The organism is Bacillus sp. RC252 (assembly GCF_044909215.1).
GTDB lineage: Bacteria > Bacillota > Bacilli > Bacillales > Bacillaceae_G > Bacillus_A > Bacillus_A mycoides.
On sequence record NZ_JBIYDV010000008.1, the window covers coordinates 177,656 to 201,358 of the forward strand.

20 protein-coding genes and 1 other annotated feature are annotated in these 23,703 nt (G+C 36.6%); of the genes, 5 read left to right on the forward strand and 15 right to left on the reverse strand.

Annotated elements, in window-relative coordinates:
- Positions 1-48: 48 nt before the first annotated feature.
- From pepF to mecA, 4 genes are all read right to left on the reverse strand, one after another.
- Positions 49-1,875, reverse strand: coding sequence for an oligoendopeptidase F (gene pepF, locus ABH960_RS13990; RefSeq protein WP_404445881.1), 1,827 nt, complete (start codon positions 1,873-1,875; stop codon positions 49-51).
- A gap of 50 nt (positions 1,876-1,925) precedes the next feature.
- Entirely contained in the window at positions 1,926-3,161 is a 1,236-nt protein-coding gene (locus ABH960_RS13995; RefSeq protein WP_404445884.1) for a competence protein CoiA, read from the reverse strand.
- Positions 3,162-3,251: 90 nt separating this feature from the next.
- Positions 3,252-4,796 (reverse strand): cardiolipin synthase, encoded by a 1,545-nt coding sequence (locus tag ABH960_RS14000; protein ID WP_404445887.1) that lies wholly within the window; start codon positions 4,794-4,796, stop codon positions 3,252-3,254.
- Positions 4,797-4,866: 70 nt separating this feature from the next.
- A complete protein-coding gene (mecA, locus tag ABH960_RS14005; protein WP_002149820.1) occupies positions 4,867-5,550 on the reverse strand; it encodes an adaptor protein MecA in 684 nt (227 codons plus the stop codon).
- 436 nt (positions 5,551-5,986) lie between these two features.
- Between mecA and ABH960_RS14010 the strand changes: the two genes are divergently transcribed.
- Positions 5,987-6,661, forward strand: coding sequence for a TerC family protein (locus ABH960_RS14010; protein ID WP_002011349.1), 675 nt, complete (start codon positions 5,987-5,989; stop codon positions 6,659-6,661).
- 50 nt (positions 6,662-6,711) lie between these two features.
- Here ABH960_RS14010 and spx read toward each other — a convergent pair whose 3' ends face one another.
- Positions 6,712-7,107, reverse strand: a complete 396-nt coding sequence (gene spx / locus ABH960_RS14015) for a transcriptional regulator Spx (protein WP_002011348.1) — start codon at positions 7,105-7,107, stop codon at positions 6,712-6,714.
- A gap of 580 nt (positions 7,108-7,687) precedes the next feature.
- Between spx and ABH960_RS14020 the strand changes: the two genes are divergently transcribed.
- Positions 7,688-7,891: a hypothetical protein gene (locus ABH960_RS14020; RefSeq protein WP_000559981.1), complete on the forward strand. Its 204-nt coding sequence runs from the start codon at positions 7,688-7,690 to the stop codon at positions 7,889-7,891.
- A 29-nt stretch (positions 7,892-7,920) separates the two neighbouring features.
- Here ABH960_RS14020 and ABH960_RS14025 read toward each other — a convergent pair whose 3' ends face one another.
- Positions 7,921-9,567, reverse strand: coding sequence for a peptide ABC transporter substrate-binding protein (locus ABH960_RS14025; RefSeq protein WP_113937680.1), 1,647 nt, complete (start codon positions 9,565-9,567; stop codon positions 7,921-7,923).
- Between the two features lie 353 nt (positions 9,568-9,920).
- On the opposite strand from ABH960_RS14025, the gene ABH960_RS14030 reads away from it, so the two are divergent.
- Entirely contained in the window at positions 9,921-11,366 is a 1,446-nt protein-coding gene (locus tag ABH960_RS14030) for an MATE family efflux transporter (protein WP_061674934.1), read from the forward strand.
- Positions 11,367-11,557: 191 nt separating this feature from the next.
- Here ABH960_RS14030 and ABH960_RS14035 read toward each other — a convergent pair whose 3' ends face one another.
- The 5 genes from ABH960_RS14035 to ABH960_RS14055 form a co-directional block, all read right to left on the reverse strand.
- The gene (locus ABH960_RS14035) at positions 11,558-12,493 is read right to left on the reverse strand and encodes an ABC transporter ATP-binding protein (RefSeq protein WP_002134960.1); all 936 of its coding nucleotides are present in this window, start codon (positions 12,491-12,493) and stop codon (positions 11,558-11,560) included.
- Complete coding sequence (locus ABH960_RS14040) at positions 12,486-13,529, reverse strand: ABC transporter ATP-binding protein (RefSeq protein ID WP_002011337.1); 1,044 nt, start codon at positions 13,527-13,529, stop codon at positions 12,486-12,488. Before ABH960_RS14040 ends, ABH960_RS14035 begins: the two co-directional genes overlap by 8 nt.
- A gap of 18 nt (positions 13,530-13,547) precedes the next feature.
- On the reverse strand, positions 13,548-14,564 hold the full coding sequence (gene opp3C, locus ABH960_RS14045; RefSeq protein WP_002086981.1) for an oligopeptide ABC transporter permease: 1,017 nt from the start codon (positions 14,562-14,564) through the stop codon (positions 13,548-13,550).
- Positions 14,561-15,490, reverse strand: coding sequence for an oligopeptide ABC transporter permease (gene opp3b, locus ABH960_RS14050; RefSeq protein ID WP_000534165.1), 930 nt, complete (start codon positions 15,488-15,490; stop codon positions 14,561-14,563). The genes opp3C and opp3b overlap by 4 nt, the downstream gene beginning before the upstream one ends.
- A gap of 126 nt (positions 15,491-15,616) precedes the next feature.
- Positions 15,617-17,272, reverse strand: coding sequence for a peptide ABC transporter substrate-binding protein (locus ABH960_RS14055; protein ID WP_404445898.1), 1,656 nt, complete (start codon positions 17,270-17,272; stop codon positions 15,617-15,619).
- Between the two features lie 319 nt (positions 17,273-17,591).
- On the opposite strand from ABH960_RS14055, the gene ABH960_RS14060 reads away from it, so the two are divergent.
- Both ABH960_RS14060 and trpS read left to right on the forward strand, forming a co-directional pair.
- On the forward strand, positions 17,592-17,972 hold the full coding sequence (locus ABH960_RS14060) for a DUF3899 domain-containing protein (RefSeq protein ID WP_002125921.1): 381 nt from the start codon (positions 17,592-17,594) through the stop codon (positions 17,970-17,972).
- Between the two features lie 105 nt (positions 17,973-18,077).
- Positions 18,078-18,294, forward strand: a binding site (T-box leader).
- Between the two features lie 75 nt (positions 18,295-18,369).
- Entirely contained in the window at positions 18,370-19,359 is a 990-nt protein-coding gene (gene trpS, locus ABH960_RS14065) for a tryptophan--tRNA ligase (protein ID WP_404445901.1), read from the forward strand.
- Between the two features lie 279 nt (positions 19,360-19,638).
- On the opposite strand, the gene ABH960_RS14070 is transcribed toward trpS, so the two are convergent.
- From ABH960_RS14070 to fabH, 4 genes are all read right to left on the reverse strand, one after another.
- Positions 19,639-20,385, reverse strand: coding sequence for a YjbA family protein (locus tag ABH960_RS14070; protein WP_002030367.1), 747 nt, complete (start codon positions 20,383-20,385; stop codon positions 19,639-19,641).
- 141 nt (positions 20,386-20,526) lie between these two features.
- Positions 20,527-21,318: a DUF2268 domain-containing putative Zn-dependent protease gene (locus ABH960_RS14075; protein WP_002030365.1), complete on the reverse strand. Its 792-nt coding sequence runs from the start codon at positions 21,316-21,318 to the stop codon at positions 20,527-20,529.
- A gap of 115 nt (positions 21,319-21,433) precedes the next feature.
- The gene (fabF, locus tag ABH960_RS14080; RefSeq protein ID WP_113937673.1) at positions 21,434-22,672 is read right to left on the reverse strand and encodes a beta-ketoacyl-ACP synthase II; all 1,239 of its coding nucleotides are present in this window, start codon (positions 22,670-22,672) and stop codon (positions 21,434-21,436) included.
- A gap of 31 nt (positions 22,673-22,703) precedes the next feature.
- On the reverse strand, positions 22,704-23,636 hold the full coding sequence (gene fabH / locus ABH960_RS14085; protein WP_001100550.1) for a beta-ketoacyl-ACP synthase III: 933 nt from the start codon (positions 23,634-23,636) through the stop codon (positions 22,704-22,706).
- Positions 23,637-23,703: the final 67 nt, after the last annotated feature.

Here is a 23,703-nt window from a genome sequence, read left to right on the forward strand (position 1 = left end):
AATGTTTCAAACAAAAAAGACGAGGATAAAATCCCTCGTCTTTTCTCATTACTTCTCTTCAAACAATAGCGCTTCTAATTCATTTAACTTCTCTTCAAATACTTGTAATGCTTCTTTTACAGGTTCTGGTGATGCCATATCTACTCCTGCTTTTTTCAACACTTCAATTGGGTAATCAGAGCTTCCAGCTTTTAAGAATTCGTTAATGTAACGTTCTACTGCTGGTTGTCCCTCTTCTAAAATTTGTTTTGACAAAGCTGTCGCTGCACTAAATCCTGTTGCGTATTGATATACGTAATAGTTGTAATAGAAGTGCGGAATACGAGACCATTCTAAACCGATTTCTTTATCGATTACTAAAGCGTCCCCGAAATATTTCTTATTTAAATCGTAGTAGATCTCCGTTAACATATCTGGCGTAACAGCATGTCCTTCTTGTACTTTCTTATGAATGATATGCTCGAACTCTGCAAACATTGTTTGACGGAATACAGTACCACGGAATCCTTCTAAATAATGATTTAATAAATATAGACGCTCTTTTTTATCTTCTGTCGTTTTTAATAAATAATCATTTAGAAGCGCTTCATTACAAGTTGATGCTACCTCTGCAACGAAGATTGAATAATCACCGTATACGTGTGGCTGTGTCTTTCTTGTGTAATAACTGTGCACCGAATGACCAAACTCATGAGCAAGTGTATATAAATTATTTACATTATCATGCCAGTTCATTAAAATATACGGATTTGTTCCGTATGCACCAGATGAATACGCTCCGCTTCGTTTGCCTTTATTCTCGTACACATCTACCCAGCGATTTTCATATGCTTCTTTTAAAATTTCAACATATTCATCACCAAGTACGTTTAAAGATTTTAATAACAGGTCTTGTGCTTCTTCATACTTCACATTCATTTTCACTTCTTGTACAAGTGGTGTATATAAATCGTACATATGAAGCTCATCAAGTCCTAGTGCACGCTTACGAATATCAATGTATCGATGTAGTAAGTGTAAATTATCATTTACCGATTCAATAAGTTGATCATACACCGCCTCAGGAATATTATTATTACTTAATGCAGCTTGACGTGCAGAATCGTATTTACGAACGCGCGCATTGAAATTATTACGTTTCACAGCCCCGCTTAACGTACTTGCAAATGTGTTCTTAAATTTCCCATACGTTTCAAATACAGCTTTGAATGCATCTTCGCGAACACGACGATCATCACTTTCTAAAAACTGAATGTAACGGCCATGTGTTATTTCTACCTCTTCTCCATCCTCACCTTTAATAGATGGGAATTTCAAATCCGCATTATTCAACATACCGAATGTATTACTTGATGCACTCATCACTTCAGATGCTTCTGCTAATAACGCTTCCTCTGCCTCAGATAATACGTGCGGGCGTTGACGGGTAATTTCTTCTAATGCATGCTCATATACACTTAGTTCTCGATTTTCTTGTAAGAATGTTTGCAATGTATCTTCTGAAATAGATAAAATTTCAGGTACGATATACGCTGTACTACTAGATACTTGTGAGTATAAATTTGTTGCGCGATCATTCAGTGCTTGATACACAGAGTTTGTTGTATCTTGATCGTAACGCATATGTGCATATGTATATAGCTTACCTAATCGCATTGAAATTTCATCTTCATATTGCAATGCCTCAAGCAAATTGTCTGCAGATTCGCCAAGCTTCCCTTTAAATTCAGTTAACTTTGGCAATAGCTCTTTAATAGCTTGGAATTCTTTTTCCCATTCTGCATCAGTTTGGAAAATATCTTCTAATCGCCATGTGCTTGCTTCTTCAATCTCATTGCGATCTGGTAATGTTTTTGCTTTATTTTGTTCAGACATTCTGTAAGCCCTCCTTTAAATATCTCTACTTAAGTACAATTCTGTTTTTCTTATGTAATTCCTTCACGTTCATTCTTTATTATATCCCCTTTTTCTTCTCTCATGTTGAACTTTGTCTCAAATAGAGATAGTGCGTGCGCTAAGCCAATTTCATCATATTTCATAATTTCTCCCTCTGTTTTTACCAACACAACATCTCTTATTTTTCGATACTTATTAATACCTATTTTTATTAATACACCTGCATAACATAAAAATGTCATATACTCCGCAACTGCTACCTTCCATATATGTTGTGCAAAATACGGAAGTAGATGCCTCTTCGTATATTTTGCTACATAGTTACATGCGTATTGCAGAGAAATATACTCCCCTACCTTAAGCATACCTATACACTTCATATAAAGAGAAGCTTGCCATATAAATGGATTTGTTTGAAAAGCAAACGCGGATGGGAGCGGAACACCGATTTCAGAAGGAAAACTCGCTGGGGTACATTTATATTGATATAAGAGGCGGAGTAGTGACTTATGATTATAATTCCAGATAGATAGAGCGTTTTGCCGAAAATGGTTCTTTTTTCTCTTCCATTCTTGTCCTAATACCTCTTTTTGGAAAGGAACGGGGGAAAAGAGCATGTCAACAGTAGTCGTATCAGTTGGTAAATAAATAGTATGTGAGAAAGAGACGTTTGTAGAAAACGGAGTGATAAAGGCGCATTTCATAAATGATTTTTGTTTCGGACAGAAGAAAATAAGAAATGGCTGAGGATAAGATTGTAAGGAGAAAGCCAGAAGTGAGGAAAGTTTCATCCAATATGCAGATTGCTTTTTTAATTGATTTCCACCAATGATCCAGATGACCTGTATACCAGCTTGCCAATACGAGTATGTTCGTTTAGAAAGCTGTTCTATGGAGAGATTGGCGCATTGATATTCAATCGCAATTTCCCTACCTGCTCTCTCTACGAAAACATCTGGTCTTTGCTGGATTTTTGGAAGGTAATGCTCTATATCCACATGAAAATTTTGACGTTTCAACCATCTATATAACAATTCTTTACCGTGCATATGATACATAGATTCTGCTTCATAAAAGGTAAGACATGAATCCACTTTCTTATGAGCAAAATGCCAGCTCTTTTGTTTTCCTAATTTCATTTGCACTTCTTTTCCGCAAGCTGTACAAAAGAATTTTTCTCGTTTACGCATTTCGCGTAAACGTTCTTCATCCCGGTTATATAATAGATGAATTTTCTCTCCGTTTTCTCTCCTTGCAATAAACATCACCATCACACCCTTTCAACTTCTTGTATTCTACAATTTACTACAAATTCCTCTCAAAAAAAGAGATGTCCTAAATTAGGACATCTCTTTCTATAATAAAGGTGATAATAACCGGTACGTCGATTCAACAATCCGCCTATGAAGACGTCTCTTATGAAATCGGTCAACATGAATTTCACTGGATTCTTCTAAATCGTCTTTAAAATCTTGAACGAGCTTTCTAATGCTACCTGTATCATATAAAAAGGCATTTACTTCAAAGTTTAAATGAAAACTTCTCATATCCATATTAGCTGTCCCAATTGATGCGAGATCAGAATCCACGATGACAACTTTACTATGAAGAAACCCTTTTTCATATTCATATATTTTTACTCCTGCATCTAATAACTCCGGAAAGTACGATCTTGATGCATAAAAGACAGTCCGCTTATCTGGCTTACTTGGCATTAACAAACGAACATCGATACCAGCAAGTGCAGCTACTTTTAATGCAGATAAAATATCATCATCTGGAATAAAGTATGGTGTTGCAATCCAAATCGATTTCCTAGCTGAAGCAATCATTGTAAAATATAAATGTTTAATTGTTTCCCATTTATTATCCGGTCCACCTCCAACAAGTTGGACTCCGCCCCAATGATCACCCTCAACTGCTTCCGCTTGTAAATATTCAGGTGCTAATACCGCCTCACCAGTCATATAAAACCAGTCTTGAAGGAAAATTAGCTGTAAACTTTGAACTGCTTCACCGCGTAAATATAAATGCGTGTCTCGCCAAAAACCGAAATATTTATCCTTCCCTAAATACTCATCACCAATATTTAATCCACCTACAAACCCCTCATTTCCATCTATAATAACGATTTTTCGGTGGTTTCGATAATTAATTTTATCGTTTAAAATTGGAAAGCGCACAGGGAAAAATGGAATCATTTCTACTCCTGCATCATTCAATTCTGCAATATACGAATTTGATAATTTAAAGCTTCCAACCGCGTCGTATAAAAAACGAACGACAACGCCTTCTTTTGATTTTTTTATTAAAATATCTTTAATTTCTGTACCGAGCTTGTCATCACGTACAATGTAATACTCCATATGAATGTGGTGTTTCGCTCGATTTAACCCATCTAAAATTGCCTGAAACGTTTCGTCTCCATTTGTTAATGTCCTCGTTTCAGTTTGAAATGAAATATTTAAAGCACCCAATCGATCTGCTAAACGAAATAACAATTCTTGATGCTTATGATTTCGTAAAATCCGTTCTTCGTAATCTTCGTGTCCCTTATATTGTAAAAACGCCTGTTCATCGAGTAATGCCTTCTTTTGGAACATTCTTTTTCTGCGAAAGTTTTGTCCAAATAAAAGATAAGCAAAGAAACCGAACACTGGAAAAATACCTAGTACGATTAACCACGTAAGTGTTTTTGACGGATGGCGGTTTTCTAAGAAAATGACACATCCAATTAAAAATGCGGAAACCGTAAATAAAATACTAATAATACCTAAAATCGAAACATCCTTTATCCCCATGACATCCGAATAAAATGCTACATCAATAAACATGCGTAATGAAACAAATAATGCGAACAGTAGTAGAAAAAAGAAAAGTAGTTTTAGTGTATTTTTCATCTCTTCCCCCCTAATAAGAAAGCCTTCCTATTCTTCATAAAAAAGCCGATTTCATACTATAGAAATCGGCCTACGTTTTAGGAGGGAAATTGTTGCGAATTGTCTCAAGCGCACGCTCTTTCACAACCTGTTTCCCATACTCACTTACACGGTGAATCGTTAAAGTAGATTCTTCTCCATATTCTAAAACAATACTTAAAATACGATCAATCTCTTCTTCATCATGTAGCACTTCATCGAATTCCACATATACATAATAGCGGTCCTCAAATGAATGTAATTCATCTTTTATATCTTCAAAGATAAGACGATGACTTAATGAAATAACATCTTCAAAATCATTAAACTTAATTAAAAAGCCAAACGTACCATCTTCATTAAAGTTTGTTCCTACTTGTTCTTCTACCTCTTCCACTAATTCTTGCTGGAATAATGATTCGATGCCTTCATCTAGAGGAATGTCTATAATTTTGTCTACACCTATTGGTAATTCCAGCTTTTGTCCATCCTTTGAAAGCTCCGCTTTCGTTACAAGTACTTCAATCCCTTTATCGACTGCTTGCACTTGGATCCATAACGGCCCATCGATAAAGAAATCATCATGATCACGAGCTTCGTCCATCATCTCCCAAAAGAGCTCTTCACTTCGTTCGCGATCATACCAAATTTCTTCACGATTAAACCCTCTGTCCTCTATATCAATGTACGTAATAAAAAATTTCATCGTATGGTCATTAATTCTTTCAATATCCAAAATACAACGCTCCCTTCCTGCTTAGAATTGTTATGAAGGGATTCCCCACTCATATGACAAAACAATAGATTCTTGTACTCTCATTTTATGATAAGATTCTCCAGAAGGGAAATAAAATCGATTTATTTTACAAAAATAGTTATATACCTATCTGTATTCGACTTTTTACATAAAGTGAAACAATAATCAGTATTTTTTTCATCCTCCACTGATTATTAGCTCGCACCAATCGGAATAAATATACCATTATACCAATTCACTGCTCGCAAAAAATTTGGACATACATTCCCATATTCCCTCGTACACTGTAATAAAGTGAAACTTCTATTAGAGGTGATTATTTTTTCCCCAGGCGCGCAGGATCAAAACTAGACAAACTTTCTTCACCACATACATATATTTCGCTTATTAAAACATCATAAATGGAGGCAGACGAATGGACTTAGAGTTTTTAACATCTGTACTAATGATTGTCGGTATCGATGTTGTACTAGGTGGCGATAACGCAATTGTCATCGCACTAGCTAGCCGAAATTTACCTGAAGCAAAACGAAATAAAGCCATTTTGATTGGTACTATGTTAGCAATTGTGCTACGAATTCTCCTCACAATACTAGCTGTCTATTTACTTGATATCCCATTTTTACAACTCACCGGCGGAATTTTACTCACATTAATTGCGGTCAATTTACTCACTGATAATAACAACGACCTTTCTTCTATCAAAGGAAAAACGACTTTATTCCAAGCTGTGCGTACAATTGTATTCGCGGATCTCGTTATGGGGTTTGACAATGTTATTGCCATTGCAGGAGCAGCTCACGGAAGACTTTCACTCGTAATTATCGGTTTATTCATTTCTATCCCGATTATCATTTGGGGAAGCAAACTTATTTTAATACTCATGGAACGCTTTCCATTTCTCATTTATTGCGGAGCAGCAGTTCTCGCCTATACAGCAGGAAAAATGATTACACATGAAGACAGACTTGCAACGTTTTTTCATCATAATCCTAGTTTTGCCACAAGTATCCCTTATTTGTTCATTTTCACCATTTTATGCATAGGCTTTATCGTTCAACAAGTGCGATTACGTAATGTTAAACAGTAAAAAAAAACCTTCTACTCTATAATAGGTAGAAGGTTTTCATATTATTATAATTAATTTACAAGACGCTGTGCTTCACGTAATTGGAACGTTCTTACTGTACGTGGTAAGAAACGACGGATTTCATCTTCGTTGTAACCTACTTGAAGGCGTTTTTCGTCAATCATAATTGGACGACGTAAAATACCTGGATAGTCACGAATCATCTTATATAAATCTTGAAGTGGTAAAGACTCTAAGTTCACATTCAATTCTTGGAAAACTTTTGAACGAGTAGAAATAATCTCATCCGTTCCGCTTTCTGTCATACGTAAAATCTCTTTAATCTCATCAATCGTTAATGGATCTGAGAAAATATTACGTTCTGTATAAGGAATATGATTTTCCTCTAGCCATAATTTCGCCTTTCTACAAGACGTACAGCTTGGAGAACTATATAATGTTACCATACAAAGCTCACTCTCCTTAAAGAGTACAAATTCTGTACTAATTACAGTTTAAATTTCTAACTTCCGCAATTTTTCGCGATAACTTGTCTTATAGCAAAGTAAAAAATCGCAATTCATGTAAGCAACAATAATTACTTTTAATAAGTAACTTCTATAATCATTATACAATAGTTTTTGCAAGAAATATACAGTGAATTTACTGCTAGTTGAGAAATTTTCTCCGTGTACTCCACTGCTATGCAACATGATTATACTCAGTAAAACTGTCCTTTAACAACGGTCCTCAACCCTTTTGATACTTACTTTCTACAATAACCTTCACTTGATATACAATTACAGTTTCATAATCTTCCCCATTAAAAAGAGAGCGTTTTCTTACCTTTTCCCGACAAAACAATTGAGAAATGTAAGACTCTAAAGGTTAGAAACGAAAAGGAACATTTGTTCTTACTTTAACAAATCTCTCCGCTCATGTCTATATGCTTTCTAAAGTAAATCGAATATTTTTCTGACATTTCTTTCTTTTTTACCATTTATCTCATACAATAAAAATACAGACAGACAAAGGGGGAATTTGCATATGATCGCTTTTTTTACTGATTTTATCATTGTTGCTACCCTCATCATCGGAATAACAGCATTGATTGGTGTCATTACAAATAGCATCGGTGAAAAACTCTTTGGTGGGAAAGAAAAAATGAAGTTTGTTAACAAAAGTTTAGATGTACAATCTGGCTGGAACCAAGTTGGCGGGAAAGGCATTTATAAAAAACGTACGTATTAAAAAAAAGCAGGTCATCACCTGCTTTTTTCTTATTTTCCTACTGATGCCCATTTAAAGCTTACATCGGGGCCATATTTATGGTTGTACATATCTTTAATTGTTTCTCTTTGTAAATATGCTCTACCACGTTGATATACCGGAACAATCGCAGCGTCATCAAGTAGCATTTTTTCTGCTTCAAGTAAGTTTTTCCAGCGAGCATTTACATCGCTTCCATCTTTCTTCGCTTTCATAATAATCTCATCGTACTTCGGATTAGAATACTTCATTTTGTTTTGCGCTCCGTCAGTTACAAACATATCAAGATATGTAACTGGATCTGGGAAGTCTGCCCCCCATCCAGAGAATGACATTACATAATCGCCTGCATCTTCTAATTTTAGTTTTTGTGCGAATGGTTGTTGTTTAATTTTCACTGTTAAGCCTGGTAAATTCTTTTCTAACTCACCTTTTAAATATTCACCAGTTTTCTTCGATAATTCAACGTCTTCATTTAACATCTCTAATTCAATTTCATTTTTACCAAGCTCTTTTTTACCAGCTTCCCAATACTTTTTCGCTTCTTTTACATTTGGTTTTATAATATCTCCATTTTCAGCACGGAAATCTTTTTTATCCGGACCTTTAATGAAATTATCAGGAATTAATCCTGTCGCTGGCCTAGAACCGTTATTTAATAATGTATCAACGAATGGTTTACGATCAAAGCCAAGTGAAATTGCTTTACGAATATTTTTATTTGCTAAAGATGGGTCTTTTTGATTTAAACGAAGGAAGAATACAGATGTCTCTTCTACTGTTTTGAAATCTGGTTTTCCTTTATATTTATCGATGAACTCTGCTAATAACGTCGCTCGATCGACTGCGTTTGTTTCATATAAATTAATTGGCGTAGACGTATCTTTTACAATATTAAAGTTTACTTCCTCAAGTTTCACTTCTTTATTGTCCCAATACGATGGGCTCTTTGTCATTTTGAAACTACGTTCATGTTGCCAATCACTTAATGTAAATGGACCGTTGTAAAGTGTTGTATTTGCTTCTAAACCAAACTTCGTCCCTTGCTCTTTCACATACTTTTCATTAACAGGATAGAAGATCGGATAGACCATTAAATCAATAAGATATGGGATAGAATTATCTAATTCTACTTCTAATGTATGATCATCAATCGCTTTCACGCCTAATTGGTCTGGACTCATCTCTTTTTTATTAATTTTCTCAGCATTTTTTATATCGTACATAATGTACGCCGATTTCGCAGCTGTATCTGGATTAATTGCTCTTTGCCATGCATACACGAAATCTTTCGCCGTTACAGGTTCACCATTTGACCATTTTGCATCTTCACGTAATTTAAATGTATACTTTTTACCGTCTTCTGACTTTTGGAATTCTTTCGCTACACCTGGAACTAATTTATCATCTTTCCCAAGGCGGTATAGACCTTCCATCGTATTGTTCATTACTTTTGAAGAAACTGCATCAGCTGATAACGCAGGGTCCATCGTTGGAATTTCTTGCGTTTCAATTAAGTTTATAACTTGCTTCGCACCGCTTTTCCCGCTATCCCCTTTTGCGTTCGCTTGCGGTTCATCTTTTTGGTAGCCACATGCCCCTAAAATCATGCTCATTGCTACTGTTGATGCTACAAAAACTGGTATCTTTTTTTTCATACTTCCACCCTCCAAAAAAATGTTAGCCCTTTCATTTTCAAACAGAAAGAAATATATATATGTTCTAATAATTCATATTATACACACAAATATATTCTTTGTATATTTGTATTTCTATTTTATTAAAATTTTCTGTTAACACTTTGTGTATTTGTAAACGTTTCATACTGCGTTTTTATTGAATTAAAGTGTTAAAAATGACGATTTTTACACTTTTCTAAATTATCAGAGAAAAACAAATTTTATATTCTATAATATCTTACGCATAATTATTCCTCCTTTTTTGTCATAAAATGAAGGTTTATTCATATTGAAAATATGTAGGCTAAAATAAGTGCAAAGGATATGAAAGTGTGTTACGATACACTTTGCTAAAAATAGATATCGGTAAAGAGGGGACGGACATGACAGCAATTCGCTCAAAAAACGGGCCAACAGAGAAATTAAGTTTATTCTTATTAACATGGCCTATTTTTCTAGAAGTTTTTCTTTTTATGCTGATGGGGATCGCTGATACTTTCATGTTAAGTGCATTATCAGACGATGCTGTATCTGGGGTTGGTGCAGCAAATCAATACCTTCATATCGCGATTTTAGTACTAGAAGTCATCGGGAATGGTGCAGCTATCGTTGTATCCCAATACCTCGGTTCTAAACGCTTTATGGAAGCATCAAAAATATCAGCATTAGCCGTCACATTAAATTTAGTGGTCGGACTCATTATAAGCGCTGGTTTTCTTTTATTTTCAAAACATATGATGATGGCAATGAATTTACAAGGCGATGTACTAACGTATGCACAAAGCTATCTATCCATCGTCGGAGGAGCTATTTTCCTTCAAGCTATTATTAACTCATTAGCCGCAATTATCCGCGTTCACGGCTTTACAAAGCAAGCAATGTTTGTTTCGCTTGGAATGAATATCATTCATATCGCCGGAAACTACGTACTTATTTTCGGGAAATTCGGTTTTCCTGAACTTGGTGTGCAAGGGGCCGCTATTTCTTCTGCTGTCAGCCGGTTAATCGCACTTATCGTTTTCTTCTGGTTACTGTACCGCGTTATGGAATACCGTGTGAAATTACAATATTACTTCACTTTATCAAAAGAATACGTTGGCAAAATTTTAAAGATCGGCATTCCATCGGCATTCGAGCAAGTCATGTATCAAGCTTGTCAAATTGTCTTCTTATATTACGCAACATACTTAGGTACGGAATCGTTAGCTGCAAGACAATACGCTACTAACATTTCCATGTTCACTTATTTATTCGCCATTGCTATCGGTATGGGAACAGCTATTATCGTTGGACGCCTAGTTGGCGGAAATGAAAAGGATGAAGCTTACACACGCGTATGGAAAAGTGTACAATGGGCGATTGGTGTAACTTTATTTATGGTCATGCTCGTTGTTACCTTCCGCACACAATTAATGGGACTATTTACGGATAATCCTCATATTATCGCTCTAGGGGCAAGCGTTCTTTTACTAAGTGTACTACTTGAAACAGGACGGACGATGAACATCGTCATCATTAATTCACTTCGTGCAGCTGGCGATGCAAAATATCCTGTTTTAATCGGCGCATTCTCCATGGTGTTAATGAGCTTACCACTCGGTTACTTTTTCGCCTTCCATTTAGACATGGGGCTCGTTGGTATTTGGCTAGCGATTGCTATCGACGAATGGACGCGGGCGATTATTATGTTCTTCCGATGGAGAAGTAGATCGTGGGAAAATTATGCACTTGTTAAACCTGATGAACAAGAAGATAGTGCTTCTGTTCAAGCGCAATAAAATAAAAGTGTTTCTAAATGAAGAAAAAGGCGGCTGGATTTCAGTCGCCTTTTCTTCATTCTTGGAAACTCTTAATTTGCTGTCTTTAAACAGAAAAAGAACTTGGATAAAATCTCTTTATACTAAATTAAGTTTAATTAGTATAAAAAAATAGAGCCATCCTTCTGTAATAGAAGAATGGCTCTACTTTATTATTGATAGATTTCTTTATATTTCTTATACTCTGCTTCAGAACATAATACAAAATGTCCTGGGCGAATTTCACGCATTGTTGGTGCTTCGCTACCATAATCATGCTGAGTTGGATCGTATACGATACGTTTACGATTGCGCTCATAATCTGGATCTGGAAGCGGAATTGCAGATAGTAGTGATTTTGTATATGGATGCATTGGATTCGCATATAACTCTTCACTTGTTGTCAACTCAACGATTTGACCACGGTACATTACACCAATGCGATCACTAATGTATTTTACCATTGATAAATCATGGGCGATGAATAAGTATGTTAAACCTTTTTCTCTTTGTAACTGTTTCAGTAAGTTTACAACTTGCGCCTGAATCGATACGTCAAGTGCTGAGATTGGTTCATCAGCAATGATAAATTCAGGTTCTACAGCTAGTGCACGAGCGATACCGATACGTTGACGTTGTCCGCCTGAGAATTCATGCGGGAAACGGTTTGCGTGCTCTTTATTTAAACCAACTGTATTTAATAATTCATGAACACGGTCCATACGCTCTTTTTTGCCTTTTGCTAGTCCGTGAATATCAATACCTTCTGCGATAATATCCCCTACTGTCATACGAGGATTTAATGATGCATATGGATCTTGGAAAATCATTTGCATTTTACGGTTGAACTTCTTCAGCTCTGCACGTGATTTTTTACCATGTACATTTTCACCATCGAACAACACTTCACCAGCAGTTGCATCATATAAACGAATAATCGTTCTTCCAGTTGTCGATTTACCACAACCTGATTCTCCTACAAGACCAAATGTTTCTCCGCGGTAAATATCAAATGAAATATCATTAACCGCTTTGACAACACCACCACTCACGTCGAAGTGCTGCTTTACATTTTTTACTTCAATTAATTTCTCACGTTGTTTAGTCATGTTGTTCACCTGCTTTCATTTGAAGAATGCGTTTTTCAACGACTGCCGGTGGTTTTACTTCTGGAGCTTGCTCGTGAAGTAACCAAGTTGCCGCATAATGTGTATCACTTACTTTAAATAAAGGTGGGTCCATTTCAAAATCAATTTTCAATGCCTGCGGGTTACGTGGTGCAAAAGCATCACCCTTTGGCGGTTTTAATAAGTCTGGAGGCGTTCCTGGAATCGCATATAGCTCGTCCTCTGCACCATCTAAGCTTGGCATAGATGCGATTAAGCCCCATGTGTATGGATGTTTTGGATTGTAGAAAATTTCATCAACAGTTCCAATTTCAACAACTTTACCAGCGTACATAACCGCAACTCGGTCTGCAACGTTTGCCACTACACCTAAGTCATGCGTAATGAAAATGATTGCTGCTTCTGTTTTTTGCTGAATGTCCTTCATAAGTTCTAAAATTTGCGCCTGAATCGTAACGTCTAGCGCTGTTGTCGGCTCATCGGCAATTAATAATTTCGGGTTACAAGCTAACGCCATCGCAATAACTACACGCTGTCTCATACCACCTGAGAATTGGTGAGGATATTGTTTTAAGCGCGCTTCTGGATTCGGAATACCTACAAGGTCGATTAATTCTAACGCAACTTTACGTGCATCTGCTTTACTCATCCCTTGGTGCTTAATAAGACCTTCCATAATCTGATTACCAATAGTCATCGTTGGATTTAATGATGTCATTGGATCTTGGAAAATCATCGCAATATCTTTACCGCGTACTTGCTGCATTTCTTTTTCTGTTAGTTTCGTTAAGTCACGACCTTCAAATACGATTTCACCGTTTTTAATACGTCCTGGAGGATTCGGAATTAATCCCATTAACGCTTTAGAAGTAACTGATTTACCAGAACCAGATTCTCCTACAATCGCTAATGTTTCTCCTTTTTTCAAATCAAAAGTAACACCGCGTACAGCTTGTACTTCACCTGCATGTGTATCAAAGGAGACTTGCAAATCTTTTACCTCTAGCAATGTTTTCATTTTTACTTCTCCCCTCTTTTACTTACGCATTTTTGGATCTAACGCGTCGCGTAATCCGTCTGCAATTAAGTTGAATGCTAAGATTAACATACTGATGACAACCGCTGGGATGAACATCATATGTGGATACGTTTGAATTGATTTATAACCATCATTTACAAGAGAACCAAGTGATGCGAATGGTGGCTGAATACCTAGTCCGATGAAGCTTAAGAATGCTTCACCAAATACCGCTGTTGGAATTGTAAACATTGTCATTACGATAATTGGTCCCATTACGTTCGGAATTAAGTGCTTCACAATTAACTGTGTATTCGTTGCCCCTAATGTACGAGATGCTAATACATATTCTTGGTTTTTTAATTTTAGGATTTGTCCACGAACGATACGCGACATCCCTATCCAACCTGTAATTGCCATCGCAAGTGTAATTGACCAAATACCTGATCCCATAATGATTACCATTAAAATAACGATGATTAAGTATGGAATACCGTTAATGATCTCCATAATACGTTGCATAATATTATCTACTCTGCCGCCATAGAAAGCTGAAATACCTCCGTATGCAACCCCAATTACTAAGTCAATCGCTGCTGCTAAAAGAGCGATATATAATGATACTCGTGTACCTTCCCATGTTCTTGTCCATAAATCACGGCCAAGATCATCTGTACCAAACCAGAAGTACTCTTTAATATCACGTTTTTCATATTGGTCAACACCATATTGATCTGTACCGTCAAATGGTAGCCAATGAACATTTTCAATCACTGGAATTTTCGGTGGCATTTTCGCACGACCTAAATCCTGCTCTTTATAAGAATGCTTACTTACCATCGGTCCTAAAATTGCTAGTAGTACAATAAGCATTAATAATACGAAACCAAACATTGCACCTTTATGTTGGAACAAACGTCTTCTTACATCTTGCCAAAACGTTAAGCTTGGACGGGCAATGACTTCATTATCAACATTACTCTGATTGGCTGGTTGAAATAAATCTGGAGATAATTTTTGTACATCTTTCATCATTTTTTCCCTCCCGCTAAACGAATACGAGGATCAATAATTCCGTATAAAATATCGACAATGAAAATAACTAAGATGAAGATCGCACTATAGAAAATTGTAGTTCCCATAATAACTGTATAGTCATTCACTGTAATCGATTTAACGAATTGTTCCCCAAGTCCAGGTACAGCGTAAATTTGCTCAATAACTAGTGTCCCTGTAATTAATCCTGCAACCATTGGTCCTAAAATTGTTACAACTGGAATTAATGCGTTACGCAGTGCGTGCTTGATAATGATAACGCCTTGGCTAATTCCTTTCGCTTTCGCTGTTAAAATGTAGTCTGCTTGCATAACCTCAATTAACTCTGCACGAGCGAAACGTGCGATTGTTGCGATAACTGCCATCGATAAGGCAATTGTAGGCATTACTGTAAACTCCGGTCCTTTCCAGAATGCTACTGGGAACCAACCAAGTTTTACCCCTACGAAATATTGTAGTAATGCGGCGAATACGAATGAGGGTACCGACATCCCGAGTACGGAAATAATTGTCGCCCCATAATCGACCCACGTATTGTTACGAAGCGCCGCAACGATTCCTAAAATTAAACCGATAAATGTTCCTAATATAATCGCTTGTAAACCAAGTTGTGCTGATGGTCCAATACGATCCACAATCATATCTGTTACTGGGCGGTTATCATATTGGAATGATACCCCTAAATCACCTTTTGCTAAGTTACCTAAGTAACGTGCATATTGAACTGGTACTGGATCATTTAATCCATATTTTTCAAGAATGATTTCTTTTTGTGCCGGTGATAGCTTCTCCTGGTTTTTAAGCGGAGAACCCGGTAGTAATTTCATCAAAAAGAAAGTCAGTGTAGTAATTAAAAATAATGTCAAAGCCATGTACACGAAACGTTTTAATACATAACGTCCCATAGTCAAGCACCTCCCCGTTTTTCTCAAAAGCAATAAGATAGTTTAAAATATTCTTACTTTTATTTTTTTAAAATAAGAGCATATGCCCATCATAGGCATATACCCTTGTAAACGATGGAAAAAAGATTATTTTTGTTCAACAGATGCCCATTTGTAAGTTAATCTACCACCATAGTTAATTGGGATAATATCTTTTACGGCACCTTTTACCACATATGCTGAACCTTTTTGGAAGATCGGAGTAATAACTGCATCCTCTTTAATTAATATTTTCTCTACTTCTAAAAGGTTGTTCCAGCGGGCTTGTAAATCTTTTGTATCTGTTTTTGCTTTTAGAATTAGCTCATCATATTTCGGATTAGAATATCCTGTTTTATTTTGTGAACCATTCGTAACAAACATATCTAAATATGAAACTGGATCTGGGAAGTCTGGACCCCAAATACCAAACGCCATATCATATTCTTGAGAGTCTTCTAATTTATTTTTTTGTGCGAATGGCTGCTGTTTAATTTTGATTGTTAAACCAGGTAAGTTCTTTTCCATCTCACCTTTTAAGAATTCGCCAATTTTTTTCGCATCTTCATTATCAAAGCTTAAGAATTCTAGTTCAATTTTATCAGTGCCAAGCTCTTTCTTTGCTGTTTCCCAAAGTTTTTTCGCTTCTTTTGAATCCGTTTCAACTAGATTTCCATTTTCAGCACGGAAGTCTTTTTTATTCGGACCTTCAGCGAAATCTTTTCCAACAAATCCGTAAGCACCGATTGCGCCGTTGTTTAAAATAACTTTTGCAATGTTATCACGGTCAAAGGACATTGAAATTGCTTTTCTTAAGTTTTTATTACTCAAATACTTATTATTTTGATTAAATCTTAAGTAGGCAACTCCAGCTTCTTTTCGTGTTTGGAACTCTGGAGTTTGTCTAAATTTATCAACAAATTCCGATGTTAGAGCCGCACGATCAATCGAATTTGTCTCATATAAATTTACATCAGTCGATGTATTTTTCACAATATTGAAATTTATCTCTTCGATTTTAACCGTCTTGTTATCCCAATATGATGGGTTCTTCTTAAATTGGAAGCTTTGTTCATGTTTCCAATCACTCATAACGAATGGCCCGTTATATAATGTTGTATTTGCCTCTAAACCAAACTTATCACCTTGTGATTTCACAAAGTTCTCATTTAGTGGGTAGAACACCGGATAAACCATTAAATCAATAAAGTAAGGAACGGGATTGTCTAATTCCACTTCTAATGTATAATCATCAATCGCCTTTACACCTAATTGGTCAGCAGGTAATTCTTTTTTATGAATTTTTTCTGCATTTTTAATATCGAACATAATGTATGAATACGTCGCTTTTGTATCTGGATTTACTGCTCTTTTCCATGAATACACAAAGTCTTTCGCTGTTACAGGTTCCCCATTCGACCATTTCGCATCTTTTCTTAACTTAAATATGTATTTCTTCCCATCATCTTGCTTTTGGACATCTTCAGCAATCCCAGGCATTCTCTTTTGATCTTTGCCAGTACGATATAAACCTTCCATCGTATTATTTAATGCTGTTGAAGATGCAGAATCTGATGCTAACGATGCATCCATTGATGGAATTTCAGATAACTCTGTCAAATTAAGAATCTGTTTTCCGTTACTACTACTAGTAGTGTTTTCTTTTCCTTTTGCTTTAGCGTCCTCTTTCTGGTAGCTACACGCGCCAAGCAACATACTTGCCGTTAAAGTTGATGCAAGCAATAGCGGTATCTTTTTCTTCATGCTGTGTTGCCTCCCCTAATTGCACTTCCTGTACCCTCACTTGTAGAAAAACAGAATTGAAAGAATAATCTCCAAGTTTCTACAATTTTCATTATACATATAATATGACGATTGTGAATATAGTTTTTTGTTTTTTTGTTAAAATTTTTTATAAAATGTTTATATTTTTAATTTTTCGTAAAGGGATACGTTAACATTGCTACCATCATCTTGAAATTAGAACCTCAATTGCGTATAATTTTCAAAAAATTATTTATATTACTTATTATAACTTTTATAGTATAATAATTCTAGTAATATTTTGACGGAGGGGAATATTTTGAATAAAGTTTTTTTTCATACTTGTATACTATTTTTGGTTGCGATAATCGCTTCTAGTGTGGGCGCATTCCTCGTTTCATCTCATTTTTTGTTGAATTTTGTCAACATCTCATTCTATATTGCATTGTTTTTTATTCTTATAGGTGGTTTTTTATTCATATTTCAAAACGGATTTTTTAACGTAACAATTTACGCATTCCAAAGAGTATTTGGTACGAATAAAAAAATTGACTCTTTAATTGAAGAAGCAGAGGAACCTATCGATAAGAAAGAACGTATTTATAAAACATATTCATTCAAATGGACGTATCCGATTTGTATTACCGGTATCGTACTTGGGTTGTTCTCGATCCTCATTAGCTTTACTATTTTGATGTAGTTTGCAAACACTATCCCATATGATATAATAATCAGCAAAACATTTTGTTATAAAACTTTAGTTCTTTCATATTAAAAGAGCTTAGGTAACAATAAATAAATTTATATGTATGCGATGATAAAGAAGAGTACATATTGGGGCAATTTCAGAGAGCTTGTGGCTGGTGTGAACAAGTAATTGCGCAGTATGGAATGGGCTTTTGAGCACCAAACCGAACCGAAAGTAGTAGGCTTTGGCGTTATATCCAAACGTTATTATGGATTAGAGAGATTTCACAGTAGTGAAATAATTAGGGTGGTACCGCGGTCCATTCGTCCCTATAGTTTTTTGGGATGAATGGGCTTTTTTGTTTGCCTTCTCTTCCCCATCACGCATTCAAATTTAGGAGGAATTACTTATGTCAGTTATCTTTTCTGGTATTCAGCCAAGCGGAACAATTACACTTGGAAACTATTTAGGAGCTATGAAGCAATTTACAGAGCTTCAAAATGAACACGACTGTTATTTCTGTATTGTAAACCAACATGCGATTACAGTACCTCAAGATCCCGTACAACTTCGTAAAAACATTCGCATTCTTGCTGCACTTTATGTAGCATGCGGCATCGATCCTGAAAAAGCTACTTTATTTGTACAATCAGAAGTACCAGCACACGCTCAACTAGGATGGATTATGCAATCAGTTGCTTACGTTGGAGAATTAGAGCGTATGACGCAATATAAAGATAAATCTTCTGGTAGAGATTCAGTTCCAGCTGGATTACTAACGTATCCACCATTAATGGCTGCTGATATTTTACTTTACAACACTGAAATCGTACCTGTTGGTGATGATCAAAAACAACATATGGAATTAACACGCGACCTAGCAGAGCGTTTCAACAAACGCTTCCGTGAAGTGTTCACTGTTCCTGAAATTCGTATTCCAAAAGTAGGAGCTCGCGTTATGTCATTAACAGAACCTACGAAAAAAATGAGTAAATCTGATCCGAATCCAAAAGCAATGATCAGTATGCTTGATGAACCAAAAACAATTGAAAAGAAAATTAAAAGTGCTGTAACTGATTCTGAAGGTATCGTGAAATTTGATAAAGAAAACAAACCTGGAATCTCTAACTTATTAACAATCTACTCTTCATTCTCTGGAAAAACAGTTGAAGAAATAGAAGCAATGTACGAAGGAAAAGGATACGGAGACTTCAAAGGCGACCTAGCACAAGTAGTCGTAGAAGCAATTCGTCCAATCCAAGACAAATATAACGAACTAATCAACTCACCAGAACTAGACGAAATTCTAGACAAAGGTGCAGAAAAAGCAAACCGCGTTGCATTCAAACAACTACGCAAAGTAGAAAACGCAATGGGATTAAGTAGAAAACGTAGGTAACCTATAAAGCGGAAGCGGCTCGCTTAGAATGTGAGGGGGATGGAGTTCCTGACGTAGAGGCGTTTTTTGCCTCGCAGGAAGGCGCGAAGCCACCGAATATTCTTGCCGCTGGAGCTGGATTTCATATAAAGCGGAAGCGGCTCGTTCAGAATGTGAGGAGGATGGAGCTCCTGACGTAGAGGCGGGTTTTGCCTCGCAGGAAGGCGCGAAGCCACCGAACATTCTTGCCGCTGGAGCTAAGTTACAACAAATTAAAAAAACCGCCAATTGGCGGTTTTTTTAATTTACCTTCTGCTCATTTTCCATTTCCCATAACTTTTCAAAAAACGGCTGTCCTTTTACAAGGCGCTCACATAATTGCTCGTGCTTCTCAGACCATCCAGTTTTCGCTTCATCATAAAGTTTAGCCCAAACATCTTCAAACTCCATATGTTGGACCATTCCGTACGCTGATGGATCCCACTCTGTGAACCAATAGCGAATTTCAGCTGGATTTTTCGTTGTATGTAATTGATCTAATGCCATAAATAATAATTGTTTTAACTGTCTTTCTTTACGAGTTAGGCCGTTCATAATGAAAGGCGACGGCGATAAAATATGATGTTCTTTTTCAATCTCTTCCACTTGGAACTCATACTTTTCTGCTTGCACATTCTCTACCATCTCATATACCATCTGTTCTTGACGCGGTATAAGCCTACTTTTTCTAATTGGCACATTATAGCCGATTGAATCAATCGCAATAATTCCTTTTCCATCTGTAACTACAAAACAATATTCTTGTTGCAAACGTTCGTGATTTTTACGAATATAAGCCTTATGATATACGTCTTCCAATAATTTTTGCGGAAGCTCTAATAATTCGTTCTCGATGTAATGATATAATGTGGCATCTACTTTTAATAATGGCACTTGATCTAATAGCTCAATCGTATCATCTTTCCGCCATTCGTAAAAATGACAAACGTTATACCCATTCTCTTCACCTTCAAACCAATTTACCCATACATCATGTAGATATAACATTCACTACCCCTCACTTCACTACTGTTTGTACCAATCATTATGTTCAGTTTTGCTTAACTTTATTCCACTTGAGGAAATATATTCTAATTATTATTTTTTCTTCTATAATATTAAAAAAACAGGAGATAGCTCCCCTGTTTTTCATGAAACATGAAATGTATTTGCTTTATTCAATATTTCTTTCGCATCTATAGATAATAAAGAAAGTGTATTTTCTCCTTCAAATGCTACACAATCTTTCACAATATGAAATCCAAGTGCATAGCCAAGCATTTTCGGATACGAGTGCAGTCCATTTAATAAAACATCATGCTCCCTCGTACCTCTCTTTACGCCTATTCGTTCTTGTATTGAATTCCTCCAATAATAAATAGCATCTTCTTTTGAAATGTAAGTAGTCCACGGTGCACATCTTTTTTCTGTATACCTTTCATACACAGCTTGCTCAGCTAACCCTTCCATAATCATCGTATCAAGTAATGTATACTCTGTTTCTTTCGTCTCAATTTGATGTAACCTACATATATGATGGTATTCATGCGTTAATAAAGCTTTTAGTTCCTCTACTGAATTACGTCCACATACGAATAAGAAAATAACGTGACGCATAGATAAGCCAGCCTTCCCGTTATATTCCTCTTGTACAGTTCGATTGTATGAATCTGATAATAAAATAAAGATAGGGACATCTGGACCTTTTAGCCAACCTTTCAATTTTTCATACTCCATGCTAAGTTCTTTCCAAATTTCTTTCTTCTCTAACTCTTTAATTTCCTGCTCCCCCCGCATTACTGGGCGATACATACCTTTAGAGATTAAAAAGCGATACAGTCTCTCTTTTGGCAATGGAATATACTTTGTAAATTTCTCACAAAGCTTCTCTGGACGTCCATAATACAGATGTAACCATTCTGCCGTTTCAACAACCCCCAACCTTCATCCCTCCTTTTCTTATGTATATGCAAAAAAGAAAGGAACGTAAAGGTGATAAAAAATAAATAAGGTGTCTTTTCGTAATACTTTACGAAAAGACACCTTATTGTACATATTATTTATATGCTTTAAATACTAATACTGCGTTATGACCACCGAATCCTAATGAATTACTTAATACAGCTCGCACTTCTTGATGCCTCGCTGTATTTGGTACGTAATCTAAATCACATTCTGGATCTGGTGTTTCATAGTTAATCGTCGGAGGAATTACTCCGTCTGTAATTGATTTAATAGAGAAGATCGCTTCAACAGCACCAGCTGCTCCTAATAAATGACCTGTCATTGATTTCGTCGAGCTAATTGCTACTTTATATGCATGCTCACCAAACGTTTCTTTAATTGCCATCGTTTCATACTTTTCATTTGCATCTGTACTTGTACCATGCGCATTAATGTAATCAATATCTTCTGGCTCTAGACCTGCATCAGCTAAAGCTTGACGCATCGCACGAACTCCGCCTTCACCACCAGGAGCAGGCATTGTAATATGGAATGCATCACCAGTTGCACCATAGCCGACAATTTCCGCGTAAATATGAGCACCACGCGCTAACGCATGCTCTAATTCTTCAAGAATAAGAATTCCTGATCCTTCACCCATTACGAAACCGCTACGATTTTTATCGAATGGGCGGCAAGCCGTTGCTGGATCTTCATTGAATGTTAATGCTTTCGCTGAGCTAAACCCAGCGAATGCCATACTTGTTAATGGTGCTTCTGCTCCGCCTGTTATCATCGCATCAGCATCACCGCGCTGGATTACTTTAAACGCATCACCAATTGAGTTTGCTCCAGATGCACAAGCTGTTACAGAGCAAGTATTAATTCCTTTCGCTCCTGTAGCGATTGACACTTGACCTGCTGCCATATCTGGAATCATCATTGGTACGAAGAATGGACTCACGCGGCGCGGACCTTTTTCAGTAAAAATCTTAAATTGTTCTTCGTATGTTTCCATACCACCAATACCAGAACCAACCCATACACCAATGCGTGGTGCATTTTCTTCTGTAATTTCAAGCTTCGCATCCGCAACTGCCATTTTCGCTGCTGCTACTGCATATTGCGTAAAGCGGTCCATACGGCGCGCTTCTTTTTTATCTATATATTTTTCGACTTCAAAGTCGTTAATTTCTGCTGCTACTTTTGCAGGAATTTGTTCTGAATCTATTCTTGTAAGTCGTCCGATTCCGGATACACCGTTTTTAATGTTTTCCCAAGCTGTTTCAACATCTGTTCCGATCGGTGTAACAGCTCCTAGCCCTGTAATTACGACCCTCTTTTTTTCCATACAAAATACACTCCTTTTTTTCTCTCAGTCCTTATTTACCCCAACGAAGAGCTACTGCTCCCCATGTTAACCCGCCGCCAAAACCGACTAGTATAATTAAATCACCATCTTGAATACGTCCATTTTGCAATTCCTCTACCATTGCAATTGGAATTGAAGAAGCCGATGTATTACCGAACTTTTCAATTGTCATACTCATTTTTTCTTTCGGTAAATTTAATCTTTCTCTTGCAGATTCCATAATACGAATATTCGCTTGATGTGGTACTAAGAAGTCCACATCCTCTTTCGTAAGTCCCGCTTTTTCTAACACGCGAAGACAGGAATCACCAAGTTGGCGAACAGCAAATTTAAAGACTTCTCTGCCGTTCATCATAACATACTCGTCTTGATAAAGATGCTTACCGCCACTTCCGTCCGCTCCTAATTCAAAGGAAAGTACACCTTTTCCTTCCGAAACAGCTCCCATTACGATAGCACCTGCTCCGTCTCCAAATAGTACTGCTGTATTTCGATCGTTCCAGTCTACAATTTTAGATAGTTTGTCACTACCAACTACTAATACATTTTTATAAGTTCCCGTTTGAATAAATTGCTGCGCTGTAATCATTCCGTACATAAAGCCAGCACATGCTGCACTTAAATCCATCGCGGCTGCGTGTTTTGCGCCAATTGCTTCTTGAATTACACAGGCTACTGCTGGGAATGCGCGATCTGGCGTTACTGTTGCCACTAGAATAAGATCGATATCCTCTCCGCTAATCCCGGCATCTTCAAGTGCTTTTTTAGAAGCCTCTACCGCCATATATGAAGTATCTATTGTATCATCGGCAATGCGTCTTTCTGCAATTCCCGTTCTCGTACGAATCCATTCATCAGATGTATCTACGATTTTCTCTAAATCGTGATTTGTGACTACTTTTTCTGGCACATATCTTCCGATCCCTAAAATGCCCACGTTCACATCGCAGCCCTCCGTTTTATATCAATTATTATGACTTGGTACTAATTTTAAAACATAAATGTACTTT

What these genes read in the sequence shown, in the direction of transcription:
- ABH960_RS14025 (WP_113937680.1), bottom strand. Translation starts at nt 9,567, where the DNA reads ATGAAAAAAAAGATACCAGTTTTTGTAGCATCAACAGTAGCAATGAGC.
- ABH960_RS14055 (WP_404445898.1), bottom strand. Translation starts at nt 17,272, where the DNA reads ATGAAGAAAAAGATACCGCTATTGCTTGCATCAACTTTAACGGCAAGT.
- ABH960_RS14000 (WP_404445887.1), bottom strand. Translation starts at nt 4,796, where the DNA reads ATGAAAAATACACTAAAACTACTTTTCTTTTTTCTACTACTGTTCGCA.
- ABH960_RS13995 (WP_404445884.1), bottom strand. Translation starts at nt 3,161, where the DNA reads ATGTTTATTGCAAGGAGAGAAAACGGAGAGAAAATTCATCTATTATAT.
- trpS (WP_404445901.1), top strand. Translation starts at nt 18,370, where the DNA reads ATGTCAGTTATCTTTTCTGGTATTCAGCCAAGCGGAACAATTACACTT.
- opp3C (WP_002086981.1), bottom strand. Translation starts at nt 14,564, where the DNA reads ATGATGAAAGATGTACAAAAATTATCTCCAGATTTATTTCAACCAGCC.
- ABH960_RS14035 (WP_002134960.1), bottom strand. Translation starts at nt 12,493, where the DNA reads ATGACTAAACAACGTGAGAAATTAATTGAAGTAAAAAATGTAAAGCAG.
- ABH960_RS14040 (WP_002011337.1), bottom strand. Translation starts at nt 13,529, where the DNA reads ATGAAAACATTGCTAGAGGTAAAAGATTTGCAAGTCTCCTTTGATACA.
- pepF (WP_404445881.1), bottom strand. Translation starts at nt 1,875, where the DNA reads ATGTCTGAACAAAATAAAGCAAAAACATTACCAGATCGCAATGAGATT.
- spx (WP_002011348.1), bottom strand. Translation starts at nt 7,107, where the DNA reads ATGGTAACATTATATAGTTCTCCAAGCTGTACGTCTTGTAGAAAGGCG.
- fabF (WP_113937673.1), bottom strand. Translation starts at nt 22,672, where the DNA reads ATGGAAAAAAAGAGGGTCGTAATTACAGGGCTAGGAGCTGTTACACCG.
- ABH960_RS14010 (WP_002011349.1), top strand. Translation starts at nt 5,987, where the DNA reads ATGGACTTAGAGTTTTTAACATCTGTACTAATGATTGTCGGTATCGAT.
- opp3b (WP_000534165.1), bottom strand. Translation starts at nt 15,490, where the DNA reads ATGGGACGTTATGTATTAAAACGTTTCGTGTACATGGCTTTGACATTA.
- ABH960_RS14020 (WP_000559981.1), top strand. Translation starts at nt 7,688, where the DNA reads ATGATCGCTTTTTTTACTGATTTTATCATTGTTGCTACCCTCATCATC.
- ABH960_RS14070 (WP_002030367.1), bottom strand. Translation starts at nt 20,385, where the DNA reads ATGTTATATCTACATGATGTATGGGTAAATTGGTTTGAAGGTGAAGAG.